Below are 21,340 nucleotides of genomic sequence, written 5' to 3'. Positions count from 1 at the left end.
GTGGAGATTTCGTGTAGCAGTCACACATTCGTGACCCGAAGAGGCGGGGCAGCCCGGAGTCGCGGCAGGCTCCGCGAACCGTCAGGACGCTGGTCACCCACCGGAGGAGCGGCGCCGCCACCGGTGGGAAACTCTCCGCACGAAACGCCTGCTTCCACCTGCCCGACACAGACCGAGACCTCTACCTGGCCAACCTGGCTCCCGGCGCTGACATCGACCATCGAGGCACCTCCTTCACCGAAGGCCTAGTGGACCAGCTCCTCAGCGCGCTCCGTGATCCCAGCACCGGCAAACCTCACCTCGGCGCCACCCAGTTCCGCGAGGCGCAGTTCTCCGGCGACGCCATGTTCGACGGGGCGCAGTTCTCCGGCGACGCCGTGTTCGACGGGGCGCAGTTCTCCGGCGACGCCCACTTCAAGACGGCGCACTTCATCGGCGACGCCATGTTCAACTGGGCACAGTTCACTGGCTGCGCCATGTTCAACCGGGCGAAGTTCGCCGGCGATGCTTGGCTTCTAGAGGTGCAGTTCTCCGGCGACGCCATCTTCAACTGGGCGCAGTTCTCCGGCGACGCCGTGTTCAATGTGGCGCAGTTCGCGACCAGCGCCAACTTCCAGGAGTCGCAGTTCTCCGGCGACGCCATGTTCGACGGTGCGCAGTTCACCAGCAGGGCCGGGTTTTACAAAGCGCAGTTCACGAGCAGCGCCTTGTTCATGAAAGCGCAGTTCTCCGGGGTCGCCGCATTCGACGGGGCGCAGTTCTCCAGCGCCGCCTCGTTTGACGGGGCGCGGTTCTCCGACACCGCTTCGTTCTACGAGGCGGCCTTTGAACGTGCGTCGGTGTTGGGGCCGTTGGTGTGCGCGGGGCAGGTGGTGTTGTCAGGTGCGGTGTTCGGCCTGCCGGTGACGTTGGAGATAGCGGCGCGGAGGGTGGTGTGTGAGCGGACGCGGTGGGAGTCGACAGCGGCCGTGCGGGTGCGATACGCGGCCGTGAACCTCAGTCACGCGGTCCTGACCGCCCCCGCCGCGGTCCTCACCCCTCCCACCCCCTTCATCCACCACGGCACGGCTGTGAGTGAGGATCTTCTAGCCAACCCAGGCCTGCAACCAAGCCCCTCGGCGCGGGTGCGGCTTGCGTCAGTGCAGGGCGTAGATGCCGCGCACCTGGTGCTGACCGACATGGACCTGACCGACTGCCTGTTCTCCGGCGCCTTTCACCTCGACCAGATTCGCCTGGAGGGAAGCACCACCTTCTCCGGCGCCCCCACCGGCTGGCATCGTCGCGGCGTACGACTCGTTCACTTCACCCGTCGGCGTGTCCTCGCAGAGGAACACCACTGGCGTGCGCAGACCGCCGGCCAGCCGACCCTTCCTCCGGGCAGTACGCCCCCGGAAGATCAGTGGCGTCCTGGCCCGCATCACTCCGACCCCGGGCTCACCCCCGACCCGGAGGACGTGGCCGCACTGTACCGGCAGCTCCGGAAGGCCTTCGAGGACGGCAAGAACGAACCCGGCGCCGCCGACTTCTACTACGGCGAATGCGAGATGCGTCGCCACGACCGCACCGGTACCCCGCCCGGCGAGCGCCGTCTGCTATGGGCGTACTGGCTCCTGTCCGGCTACGGCCTGCGCGCCGCCCGCGCCTTCACCTGGCTGCTCGCGGCCATGAGCGTGACGGTGCTGCTGCTCATGGGCTTCGGGTTGCCGGCCCACGACCCCGACCCGGCCACCACGGGCACTGTCCACGGCAGCAAGATCACCCTGAACACCAGCACACCCGATCCCGCCCTCAACGGCGGCTGGGCCCAGCGCATGACATGGCCACGCGCCGAGAAGGCCACCCGTGTCGCCGTCAACTCCGTGATCTTCCGCTCCTCCGGCCAGAACCTCACCACCCTCGGCACCTACATAGAGATGGCCTCCCGCTTGCTGGAGCCGACCCTGCTCGCTCTGGCCGCACTCGCCGTACGCGGCCGCATCAAACGCTGACCACCGCACGGAGAGGATGAACCCGTGACCACCGAGCGCTTCACCGTCCGAGTCCTGCTGCTGTTAGGCGACCAGGCCGAGCTGGTCGCCGCCGACGTGCCGCCGGAGCAGCGCGCCGAGCCGGAGCGCTACCCGGCCGCCGACATCGCGGCGGCCGTCGGCGTCCCGGTCGGTGACCTGCCCGGCATGCGGCTGACGGCCGAGGTCGGCGCGGACGGCCGGCTGTCGGGCTGGCAGCTCACCTAGTCGGACGGGCCGGCTCACGCGCTGCCCTCAACGGCGCCCCGCATACAGGTCACGCACTCGCGCTGTTAGGACCTCGTAGGCGTGCCTCGCGGTGGACGTCACCGTTCGTGAACCCTGGCAGCCGCGCAGCCTCCGGCTCAGGCGGTGGCGCCAAAGGGTCGCAGAAGGGCGTACGGTGGGGCGTTAGGCTCCCGCCCATGAGTGACTTCGTGCAGGTATCCACAGCAACGCCCACTCGTGATCAGGCTGTTGAGCTGGCGCGGTCCATCGTCAGTGAGCGGCTGGCGGCAGGCGCTCAGATCATCGGTCCCGTCATCTCTGCCTTCTGGCACGACGGCGAGTTCGGCACAGGCGAGGAATGGCGGCTGCTGCTGAAGACCACCGCGGCGCGGTACCCGCAGCTGGAAGCTCACATCCTCAAGCACCATCCCTGGCAGAATCCCGAGCTTGCTGCCGTACCCATCGCGGCCGGGTCCAAGGGCTGCCTGGACTGGATCGCCGCCAACACCACGCGGGGCGAATAGGGCATCAAGCCGAGGCGGCCTTCTCCAGGACATCGGCGACCGCGGAGAGTCCATGGTGCGGACGCAACTGATCGACGAGCGGGGTGAGGCGCTGCCGGGGGCGGACCGAGGCGACCTCGGCGGACAGGTCGAGCGCGCGACCGGTCACCTTGGCCGCCTGTTCGACTTCACCGGCGCGCAGATACGAAGCGGCCAGCCACGACAGGTACAGGCTTTTGTCGCGCGCATGGGTGTCGTCGTAGCGGCTCAGCGCCTTCTCCAGCACGGGCACGGCACGTAGCGGTCTGCGCAGTTCCGTCCAGCAGCGCCCCGTCATGATCTGCAGTTCGGTGGCGTCCACCCAGGCCACCCAGTCAGGCTGCGGCTCGCCGTCGGCTTCTGCGAGGGCCTCCTGAGCGGCGTCCAGGGCGCGTTCCGTCTCGGTGCTGCGCCCAGCGACGGCGTACGCCCAAGCGAGGCGCTCGTTCAACAGCGCGCGTACCCCTGGCGGGGCATCGCGGCCGGCTTCCTTGACCGAGCGGGCCGCCGTCTCCGCCCCGGCGTCACGGTTGGCCGTCTGATAGGCGAGGAACGCGAGGGCGTTCCCGGCGAGCGCCGAGTCCCCGGCCCCGGTGGCCGCGTGGTGGCTGGCCTTGTACAGGCTCGCGGCATCAGCTGTACGGCCGGCGTCGAAAGCTGCCCATCCGGCCTGCTGGGCTTGCTCGGCGAGCACCGACAACAGGTTGCGCCTCGTTGTCTCACTGTGGCTACGGTCGCGGATCAGGGCTTTGGTGTACTGGTACTCGCTGACGTAGACCCGGTAGGTGTCGCCGCCGCCGAGGACGTCGTCCAGGCGGCGAAGGCGCGCGGTCCGCTCACGCAGCAGCTGGGGGTAGTCGCTTCCGATCGTCCGACCGACTGGGGGCCGGGTGAGGGTGGGAAGGCCGGCCGCCAGGCCGACTGCCACTGAGGTCTTGAAGAACTGCCTGCGCCGCAAGTCGTCTCCGTCTCCGTCAGCGGCAAGGGTGGCGGCTTCCCACTCGCGGGGTGCGAGGCCGAGCATGTGTCCGGGGATGCGGAGCGCATCAGCGATCTGTGCGATCTTCTCGAAGGTAGTCACGCTTCCCTGTCCGCGGGCCAGTTCGCCGACCCGGTTCGGCTTGATGTCGCACTCCGCCGCGATCTTTGAGTAGCTGATCCTTGCCTCGCTGCGTGCCAGTAAGAAGACGGTCCCGAAATCATGCGAGGCGAGGGCGGCCTGCATGTCCGCGCGCTCCAGAAGCTCACGCGGCAACGCAGTCGGCGGTTCGTAACCGATCATCAGACGCCCTCGTCGTGCAGTGACAGCCCCTCGTACTGGTCTGCCACCAAGCCTACCCACCATGGGTATACCTGCGGCGGGCAAGCGAAGGACTCCCTGAGGCTGGAGTGTTGATGCACAGACCCCGGCGAGGTGGTGAGACCTCCCGGGGCATGGCCAACGCTCAAACCAGTGAGGGAGCGTCGACATGACGAACGGTACCGCCCGGCCCCCGTCGAAGACACGGGGCGGCGGGATGACGATGCGGGTCTACGCCGTGAACCGCGCCGGCACCATCACCCAGGACCGCGGCACGGTCACCGTGGCGTACGGCAACCAGCCGATGCCGGTCGGCCTCGGCACGGCCTTCCCGCCGTGCGGCTGCCTGCGCTGCCGGACCCGGCAGGCGGTGTGCCAGTGAACGCGGCAGTACGCAACGGCAGCCTCACGGCCCCGGTGGACGTCGCGGCGATGCGCGAGACCGCCGCCAAGCTGCTCGGCCCGGACGACGGGCCCGACGCGCTTCCGCCCGCACCCGGAGAGCTGGGCACGCTCACCGCGCTGCTGTGCGGCCACCTGCAGTTGCTGATTCCCGAGGTGGAGGCGAAGGCCGGGCGGCTGCCGAAGGACAGCCCCGCCCGGTACTGCGCGCGCGCCTGCGTCGGTGAGGCCCGCCGCAAGCTCGGCGTCGGCGACGGCTCGACACCGGCTGTGCGCGTCTCCGTGGCCCGCAAGCTCGCCCGCTGCGTCAACGCGCTTTGCCGCCACTACGAGGAACTGCACGACCAGGCACCGGCGGCCGGGCAGCCGTGAGAACGATCAGTGGGCTGCTCGTGTACGTGGCGGCCGTCACCGGCCCGGTCCTCGCCGTGGTGCTCGCGAGGCAACCGCACTGACGCACCCCCATGGCGGCCGCTCCGGGTCAGGGCCGCAGCCCCTCCAGTCGCCCGTCCCGTCAGCGCCCCGCAAGGCGCCGGCGGGACGGGACCCTGACCGTCCTGTCCCGGACACCCACTCTCGCTGGGCCGGCTTCCTGCCTGACGACGTGCCGTCCGGTCTGGCGGGGCGGACGCTCGCACACACGGACATGTCCCCGCACAACATGCTCGTGACCGGCCGCGGCGACCTGCTGCTCCTGGACTGGGCTCTAGCCTGTCCAGGAGCCCGCATGGGCCGACACGGCGTTGACCATTCCCCGGCTTATCGGGGCCGGCCACACTCCCGAGCAGGCCGAAGGGGTCGCCCGGCAGGTGCCTGCTTACCGTGGCAGCGATCCGGTGACCGTGACTCTGTTCGCGCGGACCGTTCATGCCGCATGGGAGGACTGGGAGCGGACCCGTCCGATGCCTCACCGTGCCGTGCTCACTGCCGCCGCCCGGGACTGGGCAGCCTGCCGGGCTGAAACCCGCGTGTCCTGATCCCCAGTCGGAGAGCCAGACCCCCGAGCGATGCCATCGCCAATCCTCACTGTCGGTCGACGAGGACAAAGCCCCGGGTGCGGAGGACCGACCGGGGGAATGGGCATCAGGTGCTGAAGCGGGCGGCGGTGCGGTCCCGCAGCAGGAGCCACTGCCCGGCCTGGGGGCTGGACTCCCCGCCGGCCGGCGGATCGTGCAGCAGTGCCGCGTATGCGGCCTTCCCTGCCTCGGTGCGGTGTCTGTGTGGCGCTCCCTGGCTCGGGAACGACCTGGTCATGGCCGTCCATGTCTTGTCCGCGTCATGGGCGCTGAGCATCTGGCCTCCCCGAGCTAATCCGTGTCGTCGACGGAAGTGCACGCACGCGTGGGTGCGGCCCCGGTACGGATTGACCGTCCCGCGACAGGAGACGGCGCGAGCGCAAGCCCCACGTGCGGCCCCGGTACGGATTGACCGTCCATTCGAACGGCATGCGCGAGGCCCCCGGCACCCGGTTGAGGACAGGAGCGGGCGCGCACCTCGTGGTGGCGTCCGCGCCGAACAGCGCGGTCTCGGCGGCCTGGCCGTGCTCCCCGGGCTCCCCGGAGTGCACTGGCTCCCCCGTGCTCCCCGGACTCCACGGTGAGGTTCTCCCAGCGCATGACCCCCTCCTCGGTAGCACTGACCCCACAATAGAACATGTGTTCCCATGATCGTGCGGCCCCCGATTTGGGGGGCCGGGTGCCGGGGTGGTTGGCTTTTCCCGAGCCCCGAGCAATCAGGTCCTGGAGGAATGCAATGGCGCAGGTCGAGGCCACTACGGAGCGGGTCGTCGCGGCGGACGCGGAGAAGGTGTTCGACGCCCTCGCCGACTATCGCGACACGCGGCAGAAGCTGCTGCCCGAGCACTTCAGCGAGTACGAGGTGCGCGAGGGCGGCGACGGCGCGGGCACCCTCGTGCACTGGAAGCTCCAGGCCACCAGCAAGCGGATCCGCGACTGCCTCATGGACGTCAGCGAGCCCACCGACGGCGAGCTGGTCGAGAAGGACCGCAACTCGTCGATGGTCACCACCTGGCGCGTCACCCCGGCCGGCGAGGGCCGGTCCCGGGTCGTCGTGACCACCACCTGGACGGGGGCCGGCGGCATCGGCGGCTTCTTCGAGAAGACCTTCGCGCCCAAGGGCCTCGGCCGGATCTACGACGCCATGCTCGCCAGGCTGGCCGCCGAGGTCGAGAAGTAGGCCAAACCCCGGGCGGTGAAGGGGCGTTGCGCCCCTTCACCGGTTCGGGTGGATCCACCGGCCGACCGGATCCATGCCGTAACTCGCCGCAGTTGTTCGCAGTTGTCGCCTCACGCGGGAAATGTGCGACTGGTGCGACGAGGGGAGCGGTACGTGGGCGGGACGACTCTGGTGGAGCAGGAGCCGGCCGTGGCCCAGGCCGCCGGGCAGCGGGCCACCGCCGCGCCGCCGCCCGCGCCCGCCGCCCCGCCGGGGCCGCGCCGGGTGCGGCTGGTGTTCCTCGGGCTGATGCTGGCGCTGCTGCTGGCCGCCCTGGACCAGATGATCGTCGCCACCGCCCTGCCGAAGGTCGTCGGGGAGCTGCACGGCCTGGACCGGATGTCCTGGGCCATCACCGCCTACCTCCTCACCTCCACCATCGGCCTGCCCCTGTACGGCAAGCTCGGCGACCTGTTCGGCCGCAAGGGCGTCTTCCAGTTCGCCATCGCCGTCTTCGTCGTCGGCTCCGCGCTCGCCGGCCGGGCGCAGACCATGGACCAGCTGATCGCCTTCCGCGCGATCCAGGGCGTGGGCGCGGGCGGGCTCATGATCGGCGTGCAGGCGATCATCGCCGACATCGTGCCGCCCCGGGAGCGCGGCCGCTACATGGGACTGATCGGCGCCGCCTTCGGCCTCGCCTCGGTCGCCGGTCCCCTGCTCGGCGGCTACTTCACCGACCACCTCTCCTGGCGCTGGTGCTTCTACGTCAACGTCCCCTTCGGCCTGGTCACCCTCGCCGTCGTCACCGCCGTCCTGAAGCTCCCGCGGCCCCGCACCCGTGGCCGGCTCGACGTGCCCGGGGCGCTCCTGCTCGCCGCCGCGTCCACCTGTCTGGTGCTGCTGACCAGTTGGGGCGGCACCGAGTACGCCTGGGACTCACGGACGATCCTCGGGCTCGGCGCCGGCGCGTTCGTCGCCGTCGTCCTCTTCCTCGTCGCCGAGCGCTTCGCCGCCGAACCGCTCATCCCGCTCAGGCTGTTCCGCGACTCCGTCTTCAACGTCAGCGGGCTGGTGGGCCTCGTGATCGGTGTCGCCCTGTTCGGCGCCGCCAGCTATCTGCCGACCTTCCTGCAGATGGTCGACGGGGCCAGCGCCACCGAGTCCGGGCTGCTGATGCTGCCCATGATGGCCGGGATCGTCGGCGCGTCGATCATCGGAGGGCAGCTGATCAGCCACACCGGCCGCTACCGGATCTATCCCGTGCTCGGCGGCGCCGTCTCCGCCGTCGGCATGTGGCTCCTGTCCCGGCTGGAGGCCGGCACGCCCCGGCTGCACTACAGCATCTGGATGGCCGTGCTCGGCGCCGGCATCGGCATGGTGATGCCGGTCCTCGTCCTCGCCGTGCAGAACTCCGTACGGCCCGCCGACCTCGGCACCGCCACCAGCGCCAACAACTACTTCCGGCAGATCGGCGGCAGCGTCGGCGCCGCGGTCTTCGGCACCCTCTTCGCCGACCGGCTCACCCACTCCCTGCGCAGGGAGCTGCCCCATCGCGCGGGCGCCGCCCTGCCCGACCCCGAGTCCATCACCCCGCAGCTCGTCCACGCGCTGCCCCCGGCCCTGCGCGACGCCTACATCCGCGCCTACGCCGACGCGATGCCCCGGATCTTCCTCTATCTCGTCCCGGTGCTCGTCCTAGGCCTGCTCATCGCCTTCTTCCTCAAGGAGAAACCACTGGTGTCCCACAACAGCGCCGACACGGAGCCCGAGTCCACGAGCGCCGCGATCCCGCAGGCGCGGTCGCCGTACGCCGCGGGAATCCCCGTCTGCGGCACGGTCCAGCACCCCGACGGCACCGTGGTGCCCCGCGCGGCGCTCACCCTCATCGACGTCGCCGGAGCGCAGATCGGCCGGGGCGCGAGCGGCGAGGACGGGCGGTACGCGCTCAGCACGCCCGGCTCCGGGTCGTACGTCCTGATCGCCGCCGCGGGCGGCCATCAGCCCCAGGCCGTCTCCGTCACCGTCGGGGAGCGGCCCGTCGAGCTCGACGTCGTCCTCGGCGGCGCCGGGCGGCTCGCCGGCAGCGTCCTCACCGCCGACGGCAGCCCCGTGCGGGACGCCGCCGTCACCCTCACCAACGTGCACGGCGAGGTCGTCGCCGGCACCCGCAGCGGGCGGGAGGGCGGCTACGTCATCACCGAGCTGGTCGCCGGCGAGTACACCCTGGCGGCCAGCGCCCCCGCCTTCCGCCCGGCCGCCCTCCCGGTCACCGTGCAGGCCTCCCGGGAGACGCGGCAGGACGTCGAACTCGCGGGCGGCGCCGTGCTCAGGGGCACCGTCCGGGCGAGCGGGGGCCGCCCGGTCGAGGACGCGCGCGTGACACTCCTCGACGCCGCCGGGAACGTCGTCGACACCCTCACCACCGGATCTGACGGAACGTTCCGGTTCGTCGACCTCTCGTCCGGCGAGTACACGGTCATCGCCGCCGGTTACCCGCCGGTCGCCACCGTGCTCCAGGTCGCGGGCGGCGGCCGCACGGAACGCGACCTCCAACTGGGCCACGAGGACTGAGGGGACCGCCCGCAGGCCGCTGAGCTGCGCGCCGGTGCGATCATGTGAAACCAATTCCAGGATTGCCACACATCGCCACCGGCCGCCGCCGTACCGTAGTGGGCGGCGGCACAGATCGCCTGCGGACAGCCGTGGGGAGAAAGGGCCTGGGTCATGGACCGTGGCAGCGAGCGGGACACGCCTCCCGGGCGCGGCGCCGGCGACACCGAGGCGGGCCGGATTCCGCTGGCCGTGGTCGTCGTGGACCGCAACGGCCTGGTGTCCCACTGGAGCAGTGGCGCGCGGCGCCTGTTCGGCGTGCCCAGGGAGGGCGCCGTGGGGCGTGCCGCGGCCGACCTGCTCCCGGTCTCCGGCGCCCTCCCCGAGAACCTGCAGGCCGACCCGGCGCCGGACGCCTGCCCGGCGTACGAGGAGCCCGGACCCGACCTGGAGGTCTCACTCGGCCGGCACACCGGCTACGCCACGGCCGGCCGCGCCCGCGTCTTCGCGCACCGGCCGGCAGGCCCGCGGGAGGCGGACGGCGAGCGGCTCGACGTGCTGTGGTGGGCGTATCCGCTGATCGGCCCCGGCCCCGCCCGGCTGCTCGTGCTCGCCGCCGACGCCACCCGGCTGCGCGCGGAGCGCGGCTACGACGACGAGACGGCCGAACGCATCTCGCCCGGCTTCGCCCGCCACACCGAACTGCCCGCCTCCGAGGAGCTCGAGCGGCGGCTGCCGGAGATCCTGCCCAACATGGGTCCGGGCCTGAGCGGCCGCATCGTCTCCCAGGTCCTCGAACTCGGCTACCCCGTACTGGAGTTCAGCCAGTTCGACCGGGTGCCCGTGACCCCGTACTGGGGCGTGCCCCGCCGCCCGGGGCGCACCCGCACCGAGGCCGTCGTACCGCGGCAGCGGGTGGCCCCGGTGGCCGTCCCGGCCGGCGCCGAGCAGGACCTCGAGTACGCCGCCGTGCGCGAGCGGCTGGAGTTCCTGAACGAGGTCAGCTCCGGCATCGGCTCGTCCCTCGACCTCGGCGAGACCATCCGCGAGGTCACCAGCGCCGCCGTGCCCCGGTTCGCGGACTTCGCGGGCACCCACCTGCGGGCCGCCGTCCTCGCCGGCGAGGGCTTCCCGGACGGCCCGCCGGACGCGCAGACCGTGATGTTCCGCGTGTGGGTCGAGCACAACGACGAACCGGGCCGCTGGGACGACACCGTGCCGGTCGGCGAGTCCTTCGCCTTCCCCGAACACACCCCGTTCTACCAGTGCATGAGCACCGGAGAACCGGTGCTCGTCCCGCGGGTCACCGAGGAGCTGGGCAACCGCATCTCCGGCGAGTTCGAGAAGCGCGACCTCAGGCCGCTCATCACCGGCCGCTCCCTGCTGATCGTGCCGCTGAAGGCGCGCAACGTCGTCCTCGGCTTCATGGTGCTGATGCGCCGCCCCGACCGGCCGCAGTTCGACGACATGGACCGCACCACCGGCGCCGAACTCGCCGCCCGCGCGGGCCTCGTGCTCGACAACGCCCGCATGTACACCTACCAGGAGAACGTCGCGGACACCCTGCAGGACAGCATGCTGCCGCAGGTGACCCCGCGGATGGCCGGATGCGACGTCGCCACCCGCTATCTGCCCGGCACCCGGCTGGGCCGGATCGGCGGCGACTGGTTCGACACCATCAAGCTGCCCGGCTCGCGCACCGCCCTCGTGGTCGGCGACGTCATGGGCCATGGCCTGAACTCGGCCGCGATGATGGGCCAGTTGCGCACCGCCGTGCAGACCATGGCCGCCATGGAGACCCCGCCCGCCCAGCTCCTGCGCAACCTCGACGACCTGGCCCGCAGACTCGGGGACAACTACCTCGCCACCTGTCTGTACGCGGTGTACGACCCGATCCGCGGCGAGCTGCACCTCGCCAACGCCGGGCACATCCCGCCGGTGCTGGTGCGCGCCGAGGACGGCAGCAGCGAACTCCTCGACCTGCCCACCGGCGCCCCCATAGGCGTCGGCGGGGTCCCCTTCGAGGCCACCCGGGTGCGGGTCCGGCCCGGCGACCGGCTGGTGCTGTGCACCGACGGCCTGGTCGAGGTGCGCGGCACCGACATCGGCGAGGGCCTGGCCGCGCTCTGCGAGTCCGCCGCGCACCCGGCCGCCTCCATGGACGACGCCTGCGACACCATCATCCGCGCGCTGAACACGCGCGGCGGGCGCAAGGACGACGTCGCGCTGCTCATGGCCCGCCTCAACGGCATCCCCGGCGACCACGTCGCCGAATGGCGTCTCGACGCCGATCCGCGCGAGGTGGGCCGGGCCCGCCGGCTGGTGCGCGACCGGCTGCTGAGCTGGTGCCTGCCGCAGGCGGTGGAGAGTGCCGAGCTGCTGGTCAGCGAGGTCGTCACCAACGCCGTCCGGCACGCCGGGAGCGACCGGATCGGGCTGCGGGTGGTGCGCACCGACGCGCTGCTGTTCGAGGTCACCGACGACGAACCCGCCCTGCCCGCCATGCTCGACCCCGGCCCGCTCGACGAGTCGGGCCGCGGACTGCGCGTGGTCAGCCGGCTCGCCCGCGAGTGGGGCGCCAGCGCCACCGGGCACCGCAAGACCGTCTGGTTCGAGCAGGGCATCACCGGAAGCCGCTGACGGGGGTGCGCGACACCGAGGCGCGCGCCCCGCCGATGGCCGGGGTCGGTACGTCCGGTGAAGGTGGCCGCTCTCCCCTTGCCCCACTCCCGGTCCCCGCGATATTCCGATCACGGAACCGACCGTTGGGGAGAGCGCATGAACGTCTCGGAGAACTACCGCAGTGCGTGGGAGAGTTACTGGAGCCAGACGTCCGACGCTCCGGGCGAGGCCATCTGGGACTCCGATCCCTCACTGGCCGCCGCGCCGCACAGCGCCCTGCTCCTGCCGTACGCGGACGCGGCCCGCACCATCGTCGACCTCGGCTGCGGCAACGGCACCCAGACGCGCTACCTGGCCACCCGGTTCGCCCGCGCCGTCGGCGTCGACCTCTCGCACGCCGCCGTCGAACACGCCCGCCGCGCCGCGAACGGCGAGGCCGCGGAGTTCGAGCAACTGGACCTGACCGACGCGAAGGCCGTGCGCGCCCTGCACGACCGGCTCGGCGACAGCAACGTCTACATGCGGGCCGTCATCCACCAGAGCGAGCCGGCCGCGCGCCCCGCGGTCGCCGCCGCCGTCGCCGAGATCATCGGCAGCCAGGGCCGGGCCTTCGTCGTGGAGCTCACCTCCGGCTCCCGGGACGTGCTGAGGCGCGCCGCGTCCGACGCGGGCGGCCCCGGACCCAAGCTCCGGCGCGTCTTCCACCACGGCCTCAAGCCCGCCGACGCCGACGACGAGGAGATTCCGCGGCTGCTCGCCGGGGCCGGCCTGAGGGTCCTCGCCGGCGGCGAGACGACCCTGCCGCAGACCGAGCACCTGTCCGACGGCACCCGCATCGACCTGCCCGCACGCTGGTTCGTGCTGGCAGGGAAGTGAGCGCAGCCCACGCGGCGCGGCGGCGTGTGCCGGGCGCCGGCGCCGCGTCGCGGTCCGTTGCGGCGGGGTCGTAGCCTGTCCGTCGCCCGGCGCGTAACGTGCGCAGCATGAAGATCCTCATCAGTGCCGACATGGAGGGGGCGACCGGCGTCACCTGGCCCGGCGACGTGCTGCCCGGGACGCCGCAGTGGGAGCGGTGCAGGTCGATGTTCACCTCGGACGTCAACGCCGCGGCGGAGGGCTTCTTCGACGCCGGGGCAGAGCACGTACTGGTGAACGAGGCCCACTGGAGCATGCGCAACCTGCTGCTGGAGCGGCTCGACGAGCGGGTCGAGATGATCACCGGGCGGCACAAGACGCTGTCCATGGTCGAGGGCGTCCAGCACGGCGACGTGGACGGCGTCGCGTTCGTCGGCTACCACGCCGGCGCCGGCATGGAGGGCGTCCTCGCCCACACCTACCTCGCCAACCAGATCACCGGGGTGTGGCTCAACGACGTCCGCGCCGGCGAGGGCCTGCTCAACGCGCGCGTCGTCGCCGAGTACGGCGTCCCGGTCGTGCTCGTCACCGGCGACGACGTGGCCTGCGAGGACGCGCTCGGCTACGCGCCCGAGGCACGGAAGGTGGCCGTCAAGGACCACGTCTCGCGGTACGCGGCGGTGTGCCGCACCCCGGCCCGCACCGCCGCCGACATCCGCGCCGCCGCCCGGGAGGCCGCCCGCCTGGCGGTGCGCCACGAACCCGTCGAGGCCGGGCCGTTCACGGTCGCCGTGGAGTTCGACGCCGAGCACCTGGCCATGTCCGCGACCGTCGTCCCCGGCGTCGCGCGGATCGCCGAGCGGAAGGTGGCGTACACCAGCGCCACGATGTACGAGGGGATCCGCACGTTCAAGGCGGTCACCACGATCGTCTCTGCCGCCGTGGAGGAGCAGTATGGCTGACCAGCAGGCCCTGGACGAGGTGGTGGAGTTCACCTCCGGCCTGATCCGGATCGACACCACCAACCGGGGCGGCGGGGACTGCCGGGAGCGGCCCGCCGCCGAGTACGCCGCCGAGCGGCTGGCCGGGGCCGGCCTGGAACCGCTGCTGCTGGAGCGCACGCCGGGCCGCACCAACGTCGTCGCCCGGATCGCGGGCACCGACCCGTCCGCCGGCGCCCTGCTGGTCCACGGTCACCTCGACGTGGTGCCCGCCGAGGCCGCCGACTGGAGCGTGCACCCGTTCTCCGGCGAGATCCGGGACGGCGTGGTGTGGGGGCGGGGCGCCGTCGACATGAAGAACATGGACGCGATGATCCTCGCCGTCGTCCGGTCCTGGGCCCGGCAGGGGATACGGCCCCGCCGGGACATCGTCGTCGCGTTCACCGCCGACGAGGAGGCCAGCGCCGAGGACGGCTCCGGATTCCTCGCCGACACGCACCCCGGGCTGTTCGAGGGCTGCACCGAGGGCGTCAGCGAATCGGGCGCCTTCACCTTCCACGACGGCGCCGGCCGGCAGATCTACCCGATCGCGGCGGGGGAGCGCGGCACCGGCTGGCTGAAGCTCACCGCGCGCGGCCGGGCCGGGCACGGCTCGAAGGTGAACAAGGAGAACGCGGTGACCCGGCTCGCCGCCGCCGTCACCCGCATCGGCGAGCACGAGTGGCCGCTGCGGCTCACGCCGACCGTGCGGGCCGCGCTCACCGAACTCGCCGCGCTGTACGGCATCGAGCCGGACTTCGCGAACGTCGACCGGCTGCTGGAGAAGCTCGGCCCCGCGGCCAAGCTGGTCGAGGCGACCGTCCGCAACAGCGCCAACCCGACCATGCTGGACGCCGGTTACAAGCTGAACGTCATCCCCGGTGAGGCGGTCGCCCACGTCGACGGTCGCTATCTTCCGGGCGGCGAGGAGGAGTTCGCCTCCACCATGGACCGGCTCACCGGCCCGGACGTGGACTGGGAGTTCGCGCACCGGGAGGTCGCCCTGCAGGCGCCGGTGGACTCGCCGACGTTCGCCAGGATGCGGGCCGCCGTGGAGGAGTTCGCGCCCGACGGGCACGTGGTGCCGTACTGCATGTCGGGCGGCACGGACGCCAAGCAGTTCTCCCGGCTCGGCATCACCGGCTACGGCTTCGCCCCGCTGAAGCTGCCCGAAGGACTCGACTACCAGGCGCTGTTCCACGGCGTGGACGAGCGGGTGCCCGTGGCGGCCCTGCAGTTCGGCGTCCGTGTCCTCGACCGCTTCCTGCGGACGGCGTAGTCGAGCGGGGACGAGAGGGGAGCGAGAAGGAGATGCGCAAAGCACCGTACGGATCGTGGCCGTCGCCCGTGGACGCGGCGCTGGCCGCCGCGCACGACGGACGGCCGGAGTGGCTGGGCTTCGTCGGCGACGAGACCTGGTGGACCGAGCCCCGCCCGGGCGAGGGCGGCCGCCGCGCCCTGGTCCGGCGCCGGAATCAGGAGGTGGGGCGCGAAGCGCCTCCTTGGCAGGGCGGTGGCGGGAGACGGGCGGGCGGCACCGAGGAGACGGTGCTGCCCGCACCCTGGAACGTGCGCAGCCGGGTCATCGAGTACGGCGGCCGGCCCTGGACCGGGGTGATGCGGGACGGCCGGCCGCTCGTGGTCTTCGTGAACTTCGCCGACCAGCGCCTCTACCGGTACGAGCCCGGCGGCGAGCCGCGCCCGCTGACCCCGGTGTCCGAGGTGGGCGGCGGACTGCGCTGGGCGGAGCCGCGGGTGGACCTCGCGCGCGGCGAGGTGTGGTGCGTGCTGGAGGAGTTCACCGGAGCGGGCTCCGGTGACGTGCGGCGCGTCATCGCGGCCGTACCGCTGGACGGCTCGGCCGCCGAGGACCGCGGCGCCGTGCGCGAACTCGGCGACGGCCGCCACCGGTTCGTCACCGGGCCCCGGCTCTCGCCCGACGGCCGGCGTGCGGCCTGGCTCGCCTGGGACCATCCGCGGATGCCGTGGGAGGGCACCGAGCTGCTCGTCGCGGAGGTCGGGCAGGACGGTACGCTGCGCGAGGCGCGGACGGTCGCCGGCGGGCCCGGCGAGGCCGTCGCACAGGTCGAGTGGTCCCCGGACGGCAGGCTGCTGTACGCGAGCGACCGCAGCGGCTGGTGGAACCTCTACCGCGACGGGACCCCGCTGTGCCCGCGCGAGGAGGAGTTCGCCGGACCGCTGTGGATGCTCGGCCTGCGCTGGTTCGCGCCGCTCGACAACGGGCTGATCGCGATCGTCCACGGCAAGGGGCCGGCCGTGCTCGGCATCCTCGACCCGGGGACCGGGGAGATCGTCGACGCCGCCGGGCCGTGGACCGAGTTCACCGGCATGCTCGCGGCCCACGGCGCCCGCGTGGCCGCGGTCGGCGCCAGCCCGCGCACCGCCCACGAGGTGGTCGAGCTCGACACCGCCACCGGCCGGGCCCGCGCGATCGGCGCCCGACACCGGGACCCCGTCGACCCGGCGTACTACCCCGAGCCGCAGATCCGGGTCTTCACCGGACCGGACGGCCGCGAGGTGCACGCCCACGTCTACCCGCCGCACCACCCCGGCGTCACCGCACCCGACGGCGAGCTGCCGCCCTACGTCATCTGGGCGCACGGCGGCCCCACCAGCCGGGTGCCGCTCGTTCTGGACCTGGAGATCGCCTACTTCACCTCGCGGGGCATCGGAGTCGCCGAGGTGAACTACGGCGGCTCCACCGGCTACGGCCGCGCCTACCGCGAGCGGCTGCGCGAGCAGTGGGGCGTGGTCGACGTCGAGGACTGCGCCGCCGTCGCCCGCGCCCTCGCCGACGAGGGCACCGCCGACCCCGGGCGGCTAGCGATCCGCGGCGGCAGCGCCGGCGGCTGGACCACCGCCGCCTCCCTGACCACGACCGACGTCTACGCCTGCGGCACCATCCTCTACCCGGTCCTGGACCTGGCCACCTGGGGCCCGGAGGACACCCACGACTTCGAGTCCCGCTACCTGGAGTCGCTGATCGGGCCGCGCACGCAGGTGCCGGCCCGGTACGCGGAGCGCTCGCCGACCACCCACGCCGAGCGGCTCACCGCACCGTTCCTGCTGCTGCAGGGCCTGGACGACGTGATCTGCCCACCCGTCCAGTGCGAGCGCTTCCTCGCGCGGATCGCGGGCCGGAACGTGCCGCACGCCTACCTCACCTTCGCCGGGGAGGGGCACGGGTTCCGCCGCGCCGACACCATGGTCCGCGCCCTGGAGGCCGAACTGTCCCTGTACGCCCAGGTGTTCAAGCTGGACGTGCCCGACGTCCCGAGACTGGAGCTGCACACGTGAACGCACTCACGCGGCCCGGGCGGCTGGCCGCGGGCGCCCGGGTGGCCGTCGTCGCCCCCAGCGGGCCGGTGCCCGAGGAACGGCTGCAGGCCGGCCTCGACGTGCTGCGCGGCTGGGACCTCGACCCGGTCGTGGCACCCCATGTGCTGGACCGGCACGGCGCGTTCGACTACCTGGCCGGCAGCGACGCCGACCGCGCGGCCGACCTCCAGAGCGCCTGGTGCGACCCGTCCGTCGCCGCGGTGCTGTGCGCCCGCGGCGGCTACGGGGCGCACCGCATGGTCGATCTGCTCGACTGGGAGGCCATGCGGGCGGCCGGGCCGAAGGTCTTCGTCGGCTTCAGCGACATCACCGCCCTGCACGAGGCCTTCGCCACCCGCCTGGGACTCGTCACGCTGCACGGGCCGATGGCGGCGGGGATCGACTTCGTCAAGAACACCCGGGCCCAGGAGCATCTGCGGGCCACGCTCTTCACCCCGGAGACCGTCCGCACCATCGCCTCCGGCGGCAGGGCCCTCGTCCCCGGCCGGGCCCGTGGGGTGACCCTCGGCGGCTGTCTGAGCCTGCTGGCCGCCGAGTGCGGCACCCCGCACGCCCGCCCGTGTGCCGATGGCGGCCTGGTGTGCCTGGAGGACGTGGGCGAGGAGACGTACCGGCTGGACCGGTACCTGACCCAGCTCCTGCGGGCAGGGTGGTTCGACGGGGTGCGCGGGGTGCTCCTCGGCTCGTGGGAGCGCTGCGCGGACGACGCCGAGGTGCGGGCGCTGCTCGCCGACCGCCTCGGCGGGCTCGGGGTGCCCGTCGTGGAGGGGTTCGGGTTCGGGCACTGCGAGGGCGCGCTGACGATCCCGTTCGGGGTCGCGGCCCGGCTCGACGCGGACGCCGCGACGCTCACCCTGGATGAGCCCGCGCTGCGCTGACGGGGGCGTGGTCCGGCTCGACGCGGACGCCGCGACGCTCACCCTGGACGAGCCCGCGCTGCGCTGACCGGGGCGCCGCCGGCCGCGTGCCGCCCGTGTCCGGCGCCGCGTAAGCTGGCCCGATGCCGCACAGCACGCCCCACTACCTCGCCGAAGGCCCCCGCGTGGGCATCCGTCACTTCACCCTTGAGGACGGACCGGAGTTCACCGCGCGCGCCCGGGAGAGCAAGGACCTGCACCGGCCGTGGCTGTTCCCGCCGGACAGCGACGAGGGCTACACCGCCTACGCCGGCCGGCTGATCGACGACGCGGCGAAGGCCGGCTTCCTGGTGTGCGAGCGGGACGGCGGGCACATCGCCGGCTTCATCAACATCAACAACATCGTCCGGGGCGGCTTCCAGTGCGGCGCCCTCGGCTACGGCGCGTTCGCCCACGCCGCCGGGCGCGGCCTGATGCGCGAGGGCCTGGAGCTGGTGATCGGGTACGCCTTCGGCCCGCTCGGGCTGCACCGGCTGGAGATCAACGTGCAGCCGGAGAACACCGCCTCCATCGCGCTCGCCCGCGGCGCCGGGTTCCGGCTGGAGGGCTTCTCCCCGGACATGATCTACATCGACGGCGCCTGGCGCGACCACGAACGCTGGGCGCTCACCGCCGAGATGCGGGCCGGAGGCTGATCGTCCCGCCCGGCGCCTTTGCGCAATCCTGACCGGCAGCTCCCCTGGCCGAGTCACCCTACGCCGGGTTCCATGGTCGTCGTGACGAGGATCCGACGTGAGGTACTGACCCTGCCCGCCGCGCCGTTGGGAGCGGACAACCCCCTGCCCCCGCTGCGCCCGCTCGACGAGGTCCACCGCATCGACGACCGCGACCGGGACGGCATGCCCCGGGACATGGCCCGCCAGGTCGGCTACGAGCCGCTGCGCAGCCTGCTGCCGGTCCGTGTCCGCGACGGCTACGGCAGAACCCGCACACCCCGGTCCCTGGACGCCCTGGTGCTGGAGAACGACCGGCTGCGCGCCACCGTCCTGCCCGGCCTCGGCGGCCGCGTCGCGTCCCTGGTGCACCTGCCGACCGGCCGCGAACTCGTCTACCGCAACCCGGTGTTCCAGCCCGCCAACTTCGCGCTCAACGGCGCCTGGTACTCCGGCGGCATCGAATGGAACATCGGCGCCACCGGTCACACCACCCTGTCCTGCGCGCCCCTGCACGCGGCCCGCGTCCCCGCCCCGGACGGCGGCGAGATGCTGCGCCTGTGGGAGTGGGAGCGGCTGCGCGACCTCCCCTTCCAGGTCGACCTGTGGCTGCCGGAGGGCTCCGACTTCCTCCTCGTCGGCGTCCGCATCCGCAACCCGCACGAGAGGCCCGCGCCCGCCTACTGGTGGTCCAACATCGCCGTGCCCGAGGAGGTCCGGGTCCTCGCGCCCGCCGACGGGGCCGCCTGGCACTTCGGCTACGAGCGCCGGCTGCGCCGGGTGCCGGTCCCGTCGTACGACGGCGCCGACCGGACGTACCCCCTCAACAGCCCATATGCCGCCGACTACTTCTACGAGGTCCCCGACGGCCGCCGCCGCTGGATCGCCGCGCTGGACGCGGACGGGCACGGGCTGGTGCAGACCTCCACCGACGCCCTGCGCGGCCGCAAGCTCTTCGTCTGGGGCCACCTGCCGGGCGGCCGGCGCTGGCAGGAGTGGCTGACCGAGCCCGGCACCGGCGGCTACTGCGAGATCCAGGCCGGCCTGGCCCGCACCCAGCTGGAGCACGTCCGCCTCGACGCCGAGAGCGAGGTGTCGTGGCTGGAGGCGTACGGACCGCTCGACTCCGCGCCCGAGGGGGAGTGGGGGCAGGCGGTGCGGCGGGCCGAGGAGCGGCTGGCGGCGGTGCTGCCGCGGGAACGGGTCAAGGAGGCGTACGCGGCGTGGCGGCCGTACGCCGACACCGAGCCCGGCGAGCCGCTGGCCACCGGCTCGGGCTGGGGCGCGCTCGAAGTGCTCCGGGCCGACTGGAAGCTGCCGGGCACCCCGTTTCCCGAGTCGGCCCTCGGCGAGGCCCAGGAGCCCTGGCGGGAGCTGCTGCGCACGGGCTCGCTGCCCGAGCCGCGCCGGGTACGGCCGCCCGGTGAGACGCTCGTCGCCCCGCACTGGCGGGACATGCTGGAGACCGCGCCCGCCGGTCCGCACACCGAGTACCACCTCGGCATCGCCCAGTGGCACGCCGGCGACCGCGCCCAGGCGGTGCGCAGCTGGGAGCGGGCGCTGCCGCTCGCGCCCTCGCTGTGGCCGCTGCTGCGCTGCCTGGCCGTCGCCGACCAGGAGGCCGGCCACCACGAGCGGGCCGCCGATCGGTACGCGGACGCCTTCGACGACCTGTGCCGGGAGCGGCGCGACGACGGCGAGGCCTGGACCGCCGCCGTGGCCGCGCTCGGCCGCGAGGCCCTCGAAGCGCTGCTGCGGGTGCGGCGGACGGCGGACGCCCGGGCCGTGTGGGACCGGCTGCTGACCGGGGTGCGCCGACGCGGCCGCTTCCGGCTGCTGGAGGCCGAACTGCTGCTCGCCGAGGGCCGGCCGGTGGACGCGCGGGCCGTCTTCGACGACGGCTTCGAGGTCGCCGACCTGCGGGAGGGCGCGGACGTCCTCGGCCGGGTGTGGGCCCGGCTGACCGATCAGCCGCTGCCCGCCCGCTACGACTTCCGGATGCGGCCGGATTCGGCCTGAGCGGCTCAGCCCCGCTGGTCCACGTACTCGAACACCGAGCCGTCCGGGTGCATCGCGAGCAGATTGCGGCCCATCGGCGTCGGCACCGGACCGGCCAGGATCCGGGCGCCGAGGCCGGTGAGCAGCCGGTGCGCCTCGTCCACGTCCTTCACGGCGATGGTGGCCGCCACCTTGCGCAGGATGTCCAGCTCCGCCTCGGGGCCGCTCATCAGAAGGAAGGAGCCGATCGCGGCGACCTGGACGCCACCGCGCTCGAACCGCAGCGCTCTGCCGCCCGCCAGACGCTCGTAGAAGGGGATCGCGGACTCGAGGTCATCGACGCAGATGCGCAGCGAGGCGCCCAGAATCTCCATGCGGACGAGCCTAGTTGGGCCGGCCCCGGCGGTGCAGGGCCCCCGGAGTTACCCGCCGTGTCCGGCGGGTACCCGTGTGCCATGGACCGACTGGATCATCTTGAGCATCTGGACCGGCAACTGGTCGTGGAACTGGCGCAGGTGGCGCGCGAGACGGTGCGTGACGAGCTGCGCGAGCAGACGCGCAAGCAGCGCCGCACCGCGATGCTGTACGCCGCGTCCGGCGCCGCCGCCCTGTACGCGGGCGGCGCGGTGGCGCTCGCCGTGGGCCTGGCCCTGGCGACCGGACTGCCCGGCTGGGCGGCCGCGCTGATCACCGCGGCGGTCATGGGCGTGGTGGCCTACGCGCTGCGCGGCGCGGCCCGTCCGGACCACGGC

19 protein-coding genes and 1 pseudogene are annotated in these 21,340 nt (G+C 72.9%); 16 read left to right on the top strand and 4 right to left on the bottom strand.

All coding sequences use genetic code 11. The annotated features are described in order from the left end of the window. The first annotated feature begins 248 nt into the window (after positions 1-248). From ACLU3S_RS14240 to cutA, 3 genes are all read left to right on the top strand, one after another. Positions 249-1,988: a pentapeptide repeat-containing protein gene (locus ACLU3S_RS14240; RefSeq protein WP_413952181.1), complete on the top strand. Its 1,740-nt coding sequence runs from the start codon at positions 249-251 to the stop codon at positions 1,986-1,988. Between the two features lie 24 nt (positions 1,989-2,012). Further along, complete coding sequence (locus ACLU3S_RS14235; protein WP_413952180.1) at positions 2,013-2,234, top strand: hypothetical protein; 222 nt, start codon at positions 2,013-2,015, stop codon at positions 2,232-2,234. A gap of 197 nt (positions 2,235-2,431) precedes the next feature. Then, positions 2,432-2,758: a divalent-cation tolerance protein CutA gene (gene cutA, locus ACLU3S_RS14230; protein WP_413952179.1), complete on the top strand. Its 327-nt coding sequence runs from the start codon at positions 2,432-2,434 to the stop codon at positions 2,756-2,758. A gap of 4 nt (positions 2,759-2,762) precedes the next feature. Here cutA and ACLU3S_RS14225 read toward each other — a convergent pair whose 3' ends face one another. Continuing rightward, complete coding sequence (locus tag ACLU3S_RS14225) at positions 2,763-4,058, bottom strand: XRE family transcriptional regulator (RefSeq protein WP_413952178.1); 1,296 nt, start codon at positions 4,056-4,058, stop codon at positions 2,763-2,765. 187 nt (positions 4,059-4,245) lie between these two features. On the opposite strand from ACLU3S_RS14225, the gene ACLU3S_RS14220 reads away from it, so the two are divergent. Then, positions 4,246-4,458 (top strand): hypothetical protein, encoded by a 213-nt coding sequence (locus tag ACLU3S_RS14220; protein WP_413952177.1) that lies wholly within the window; start codon positions 4,246-4,248, stop codon positions 4,456-4,458. Next, on the top strand, positions 4,455-4,850 hold the full coding sequence (locus ACLU3S_RS14215) for a DUF6415 family natural product biosynthesis protein (protein WP_413952176.1): 396 nt from the start codon (positions 4,455-4,457) through the stop codon (positions 4,848-4,850). Before ACLU3S_RS14220 ends, ACLU3S_RS14215 begins: the two co-directional genes overlap by 4 nt. Before the next feature lie 711 nt (positions 4,851-5,561). Here the strand turns inward: ACLU3S_RS14215 and ACLU3S_RS14210 are convergent. Next, entirely contained in the window at positions 5,562-5,771 is a 210-nt protein-coding gene (locus tag ACLU3S_RS14210) for a hypothetical protein (protein ID WP_413952175.1), read from the bottom strand. A gap of 112 nt (positions 5,772-5,883) precedes the next feature. After that, positions 5,884-6,094: pseudogene (locus tag ACLU3S_RS14205) on the bottom strand (radical SAM protein); the annotation flags it as partial. 136 nt (positions 6,095-6,230) lie between these two features. Between ACLU3S_RS14205 and ACLU3S_RS14200 the strand changes: the two are divergent. The 10 genes from ACLU3S_RS14200 to ACLU3S_RS14155 all read left to right on the top strand — a co-directional run bounded on the left by ACLU3S_RS14200 (position 6,231) and on the right by ACLU3S_RS14155 (position 20,609). Continuing rightward, positions 6,231-6,674, top strand: coding sequence for an SRPBCC family protein (locus ACLU3S_RS14200; protein ID WP_413952174.1), 444 nt, complete (start codon positions 6,231-6,233; stop codon positions 6,672-6,674). 153 nt (positions 6,675-6,827) lie between these two features. Continuing rightward, positions 6,828-9,224 (top strand): MFS transporter, encoded by a 2,397-nt coding sequence (locus tag ACLU3S_RS14195; RefSeq protein WP_413952173.1) that lies wholly within the window; start codon positions 6,828-6,830, stop codon positions 9,222-9,224. Between the two features lie 153 nt (positions 9,225-9,377). After that, positions 9,378-11,843, top strand: a complete 2,466-nt coding sequence (locus ACLU3S_RS14190) for a SpoIIE family protein phosphatase (protein ID WP_413952172.1) — start codon at positions 9,378-9,380, stop codon at positions 11,841-11,843. Positions 11,844-11,981: 138 nt separating this feature from the next. Further along, the gene (locus tag ACLU3S_RS14185) at positions 11,982-12,701 is read left to right on the top strand and encodes a class I SAM-dependent methyltransferase (protein ID WP_413952171.1); all 720 of its coding nucleotides are present in this window, start codon (positions 11,982-11,984) and stop codon (positions 12,699-12,701) included. A 107-nt stretch (positions 12,702-12,808) separates the two neighbouring features. Continuing rightward, positions 12,809-13,642, top strand: coding sequence for a M55 family metallopeptidase (locus ACLU3S_RS14180; RefSeq protein ID WP_413952170.1), 834 nt, complete (start codon positions 12,809-12,811; stop codon positions 13,640-13,642). Next, complete coding sequence (locus tag ACLU3S_RS14175) at positions 13,635-14,939, top strand: M20/M25/M40 family metallo-hydrolase (RefSeq protein WP_413952169.1); 1,305 nt, start codon at positions 13,635-13,637, stop codon at positions 14,937-14,939. The genes ACLU3S_RS14180 and ACLU3S_RS14175 overlap by 8 nt, the downstream gene beginning before the upstream one ends. Positions 14,940-14,971: 32 nt before the next feature. Beyond that, positions 14,972-16,978: a prolyl oligopeptidase family serine peptidase gene (locus ACLU3S_RS14170; RefSeq protein WP_413952168.1), complete on the top strand. Its 2,007-nt coding sequence runs from the start codon at positions 14,972-14,974 to the stop codon at positions 16,976-16,978. Further along, positions 16,975-17,898, top strand: a complete 924-nt coding sequence (locus tag ACLU3S_RS14165) for a S66 peptidase family protein (protein WP_413952167.1) — start codon at positions 16,975-16,977, stop codon at positions 17,896-17,898. Before ACLU3S_RS14170 ends, ACLU3S_RS14165 begins: the two co-directional genes overlap by 4 nt. Before the next feature lie 122 nt (positions 17,899-18,020). Next, entirely contained in the window at positions 18,021-18,572 is a 552-nt protein-coding gene (locus ACLU3S_RS14160) for a GNAT family N-acetyltransferase (RefSeq protein WP_413952166.1), read from the top strand. A 72-nt stretch (positions 18,573-18,644) separates the two neighbouring features. Beyond that, a complete protein-coding gene (locus tag ACLU3S_RS14155; protein WP_413952165.1) occupies positions 18,645-20,609 on the top strand; it encodes a DUF5107 domain-containing protein in 1,965 nt (654 codons plus the stop codon). 5 nt (positions 20,610-20,614) lie between these two features. Here the strand turns inward: ACLU3S_RS14155 and ACLU3S_RS14150 are convergent, their stop codons facing one another. Continuing rightward, entirely contained in the window at positions 20,615-20,962 is a 348-nt protein-coding gene (locus ACLU3S_RS14150; protein ID WP_413952164.1) for a VOC family protein, read from the bottom strand. A gap of 81 nt (positions 20,963-21,043) precedes the next feature. Between ACLU3S_RS14150 and ACLU3S_RS14145 the strand changes: the two genes are divergently transcribed. Further along, on the top strand, positions 21,044-21,340 hold a 297-nt coding region (locus ACLU3S_RS14145), incomplete at its 3' end, for a phage holin family protein (protein WP_413952163.1).

It is taken from the genome of Streptomyces sp. AF1A, from assembly GCF_047340315.1.
Lineage (GTDB): Bacteria > Actinomycetota > Actinomycetes > Streptomycetales > Streptomycetaceae > Streptomyces.
This window is presented reverse-complemented; position numbering and strand designations above follow the sequence as displayed.

What these genes read in the sequence shown, in the direction of transcription:
- ACLU3S_RS14180 (WP_413952170.1), top strand. Translation starts at nt 12,809, where the DNA reads ATGAAGATCCTCATCAGTGCCGACATGGAGGGGGCGACCGGCGTCACC.
- ACLU3S_RS14160 (WP_413952166.1), top strand. Translation starts at nt 18,021, where the DNA reads ATGCCGCACAGCACGCCCCACTACCTCGCCGAAGGCCCCCGCGTGGGC.
- ACLU3S_RS14170 (WP_413952168.1), top strand. Translation starts at nt 14,972, where the DNA reads ATGCGCAAAGCACCGTACGGATCGTGGCCGTCGCCCGTGGACGCGGCG.
- ACLU3S_RS14185 (WP_413952171.1), top strand. Translation starts at nt 11,982, where the DNA reads ATGAACGTCTCGGAGAACTACCGCAGTGCGTGGGAGAGTTACTGGAGC.
- ACLU3S_RS14150 (WP_413952164.1), bottom strand. Translation starts at nt 20,962, where the DNA reads ATGGAGATTCTGGGCGCCTCGCTGCGCATCTGCGTCGATGACCTCGAG.
- ACLU3S_RS14210 (WP_413952175.1), bottom strand. Translation starts at nt 5,771, where the DNA reads ATGCTCAGCGCCCATGACGCGGACAAGACATGGACGGCCATGACCAGG.
- ACLU3S_RS14220 (WP_413952177.1), top strand. Translation starts at nt 4,246, where the DNA reads ATGACGAACGGTACCGCCCGGCCCCCGTCGAAGACACGGGGCGGCGGG.
- ACLU3S_RS14155 (WP_413952165.1), top strand. Translation starts at nt 18,645, where the DNA reads ATGGTCGTCGTGACGAGGATCCGACGTGAGGTACTGACCCTGCCCGCC.
- ACLU3S_RS14225 (WP_413952178.1), bottom strand. Translation starts at nt 4,058, where the DNA reads ATGATCGGTTACGAACCGCCGACTGCGTTGCCGCGTGAGCTTCTGGAG.
- ACLU3S_RS14200 (WP_413952174.1), top strand. Translation starts at nt 6,231, where the DNA reads ATGGCGCAGGTCGAGGCCACTACGGAGCGGGTCGTCGCGGCGGACGCG.
- ACLU3S_RS14175 (WP_413952169.1), top strand. Translation starts at nt 13,635, where the DNA reads ATGGCTGACCAGCAGGCCCTGGACGAGGTGGTGGAGTTCACCTCCGGC.
- cutA (WP_413952179.1), top strand. Translation starts at nt 2,432, where the DNA reads ATGAGTGACTTCGTGCAGGTATCCACAGCAACGCCCACTCGTGATCAG.
- ACLU3S_RS14190 (WP_413952172.1), top strand. Translation starts at nt 9,378, where the DNA reads ATGGACCGTGGCAGCGAGCGGGACACGCCTCCCGGGCGCGGCGCCGGC.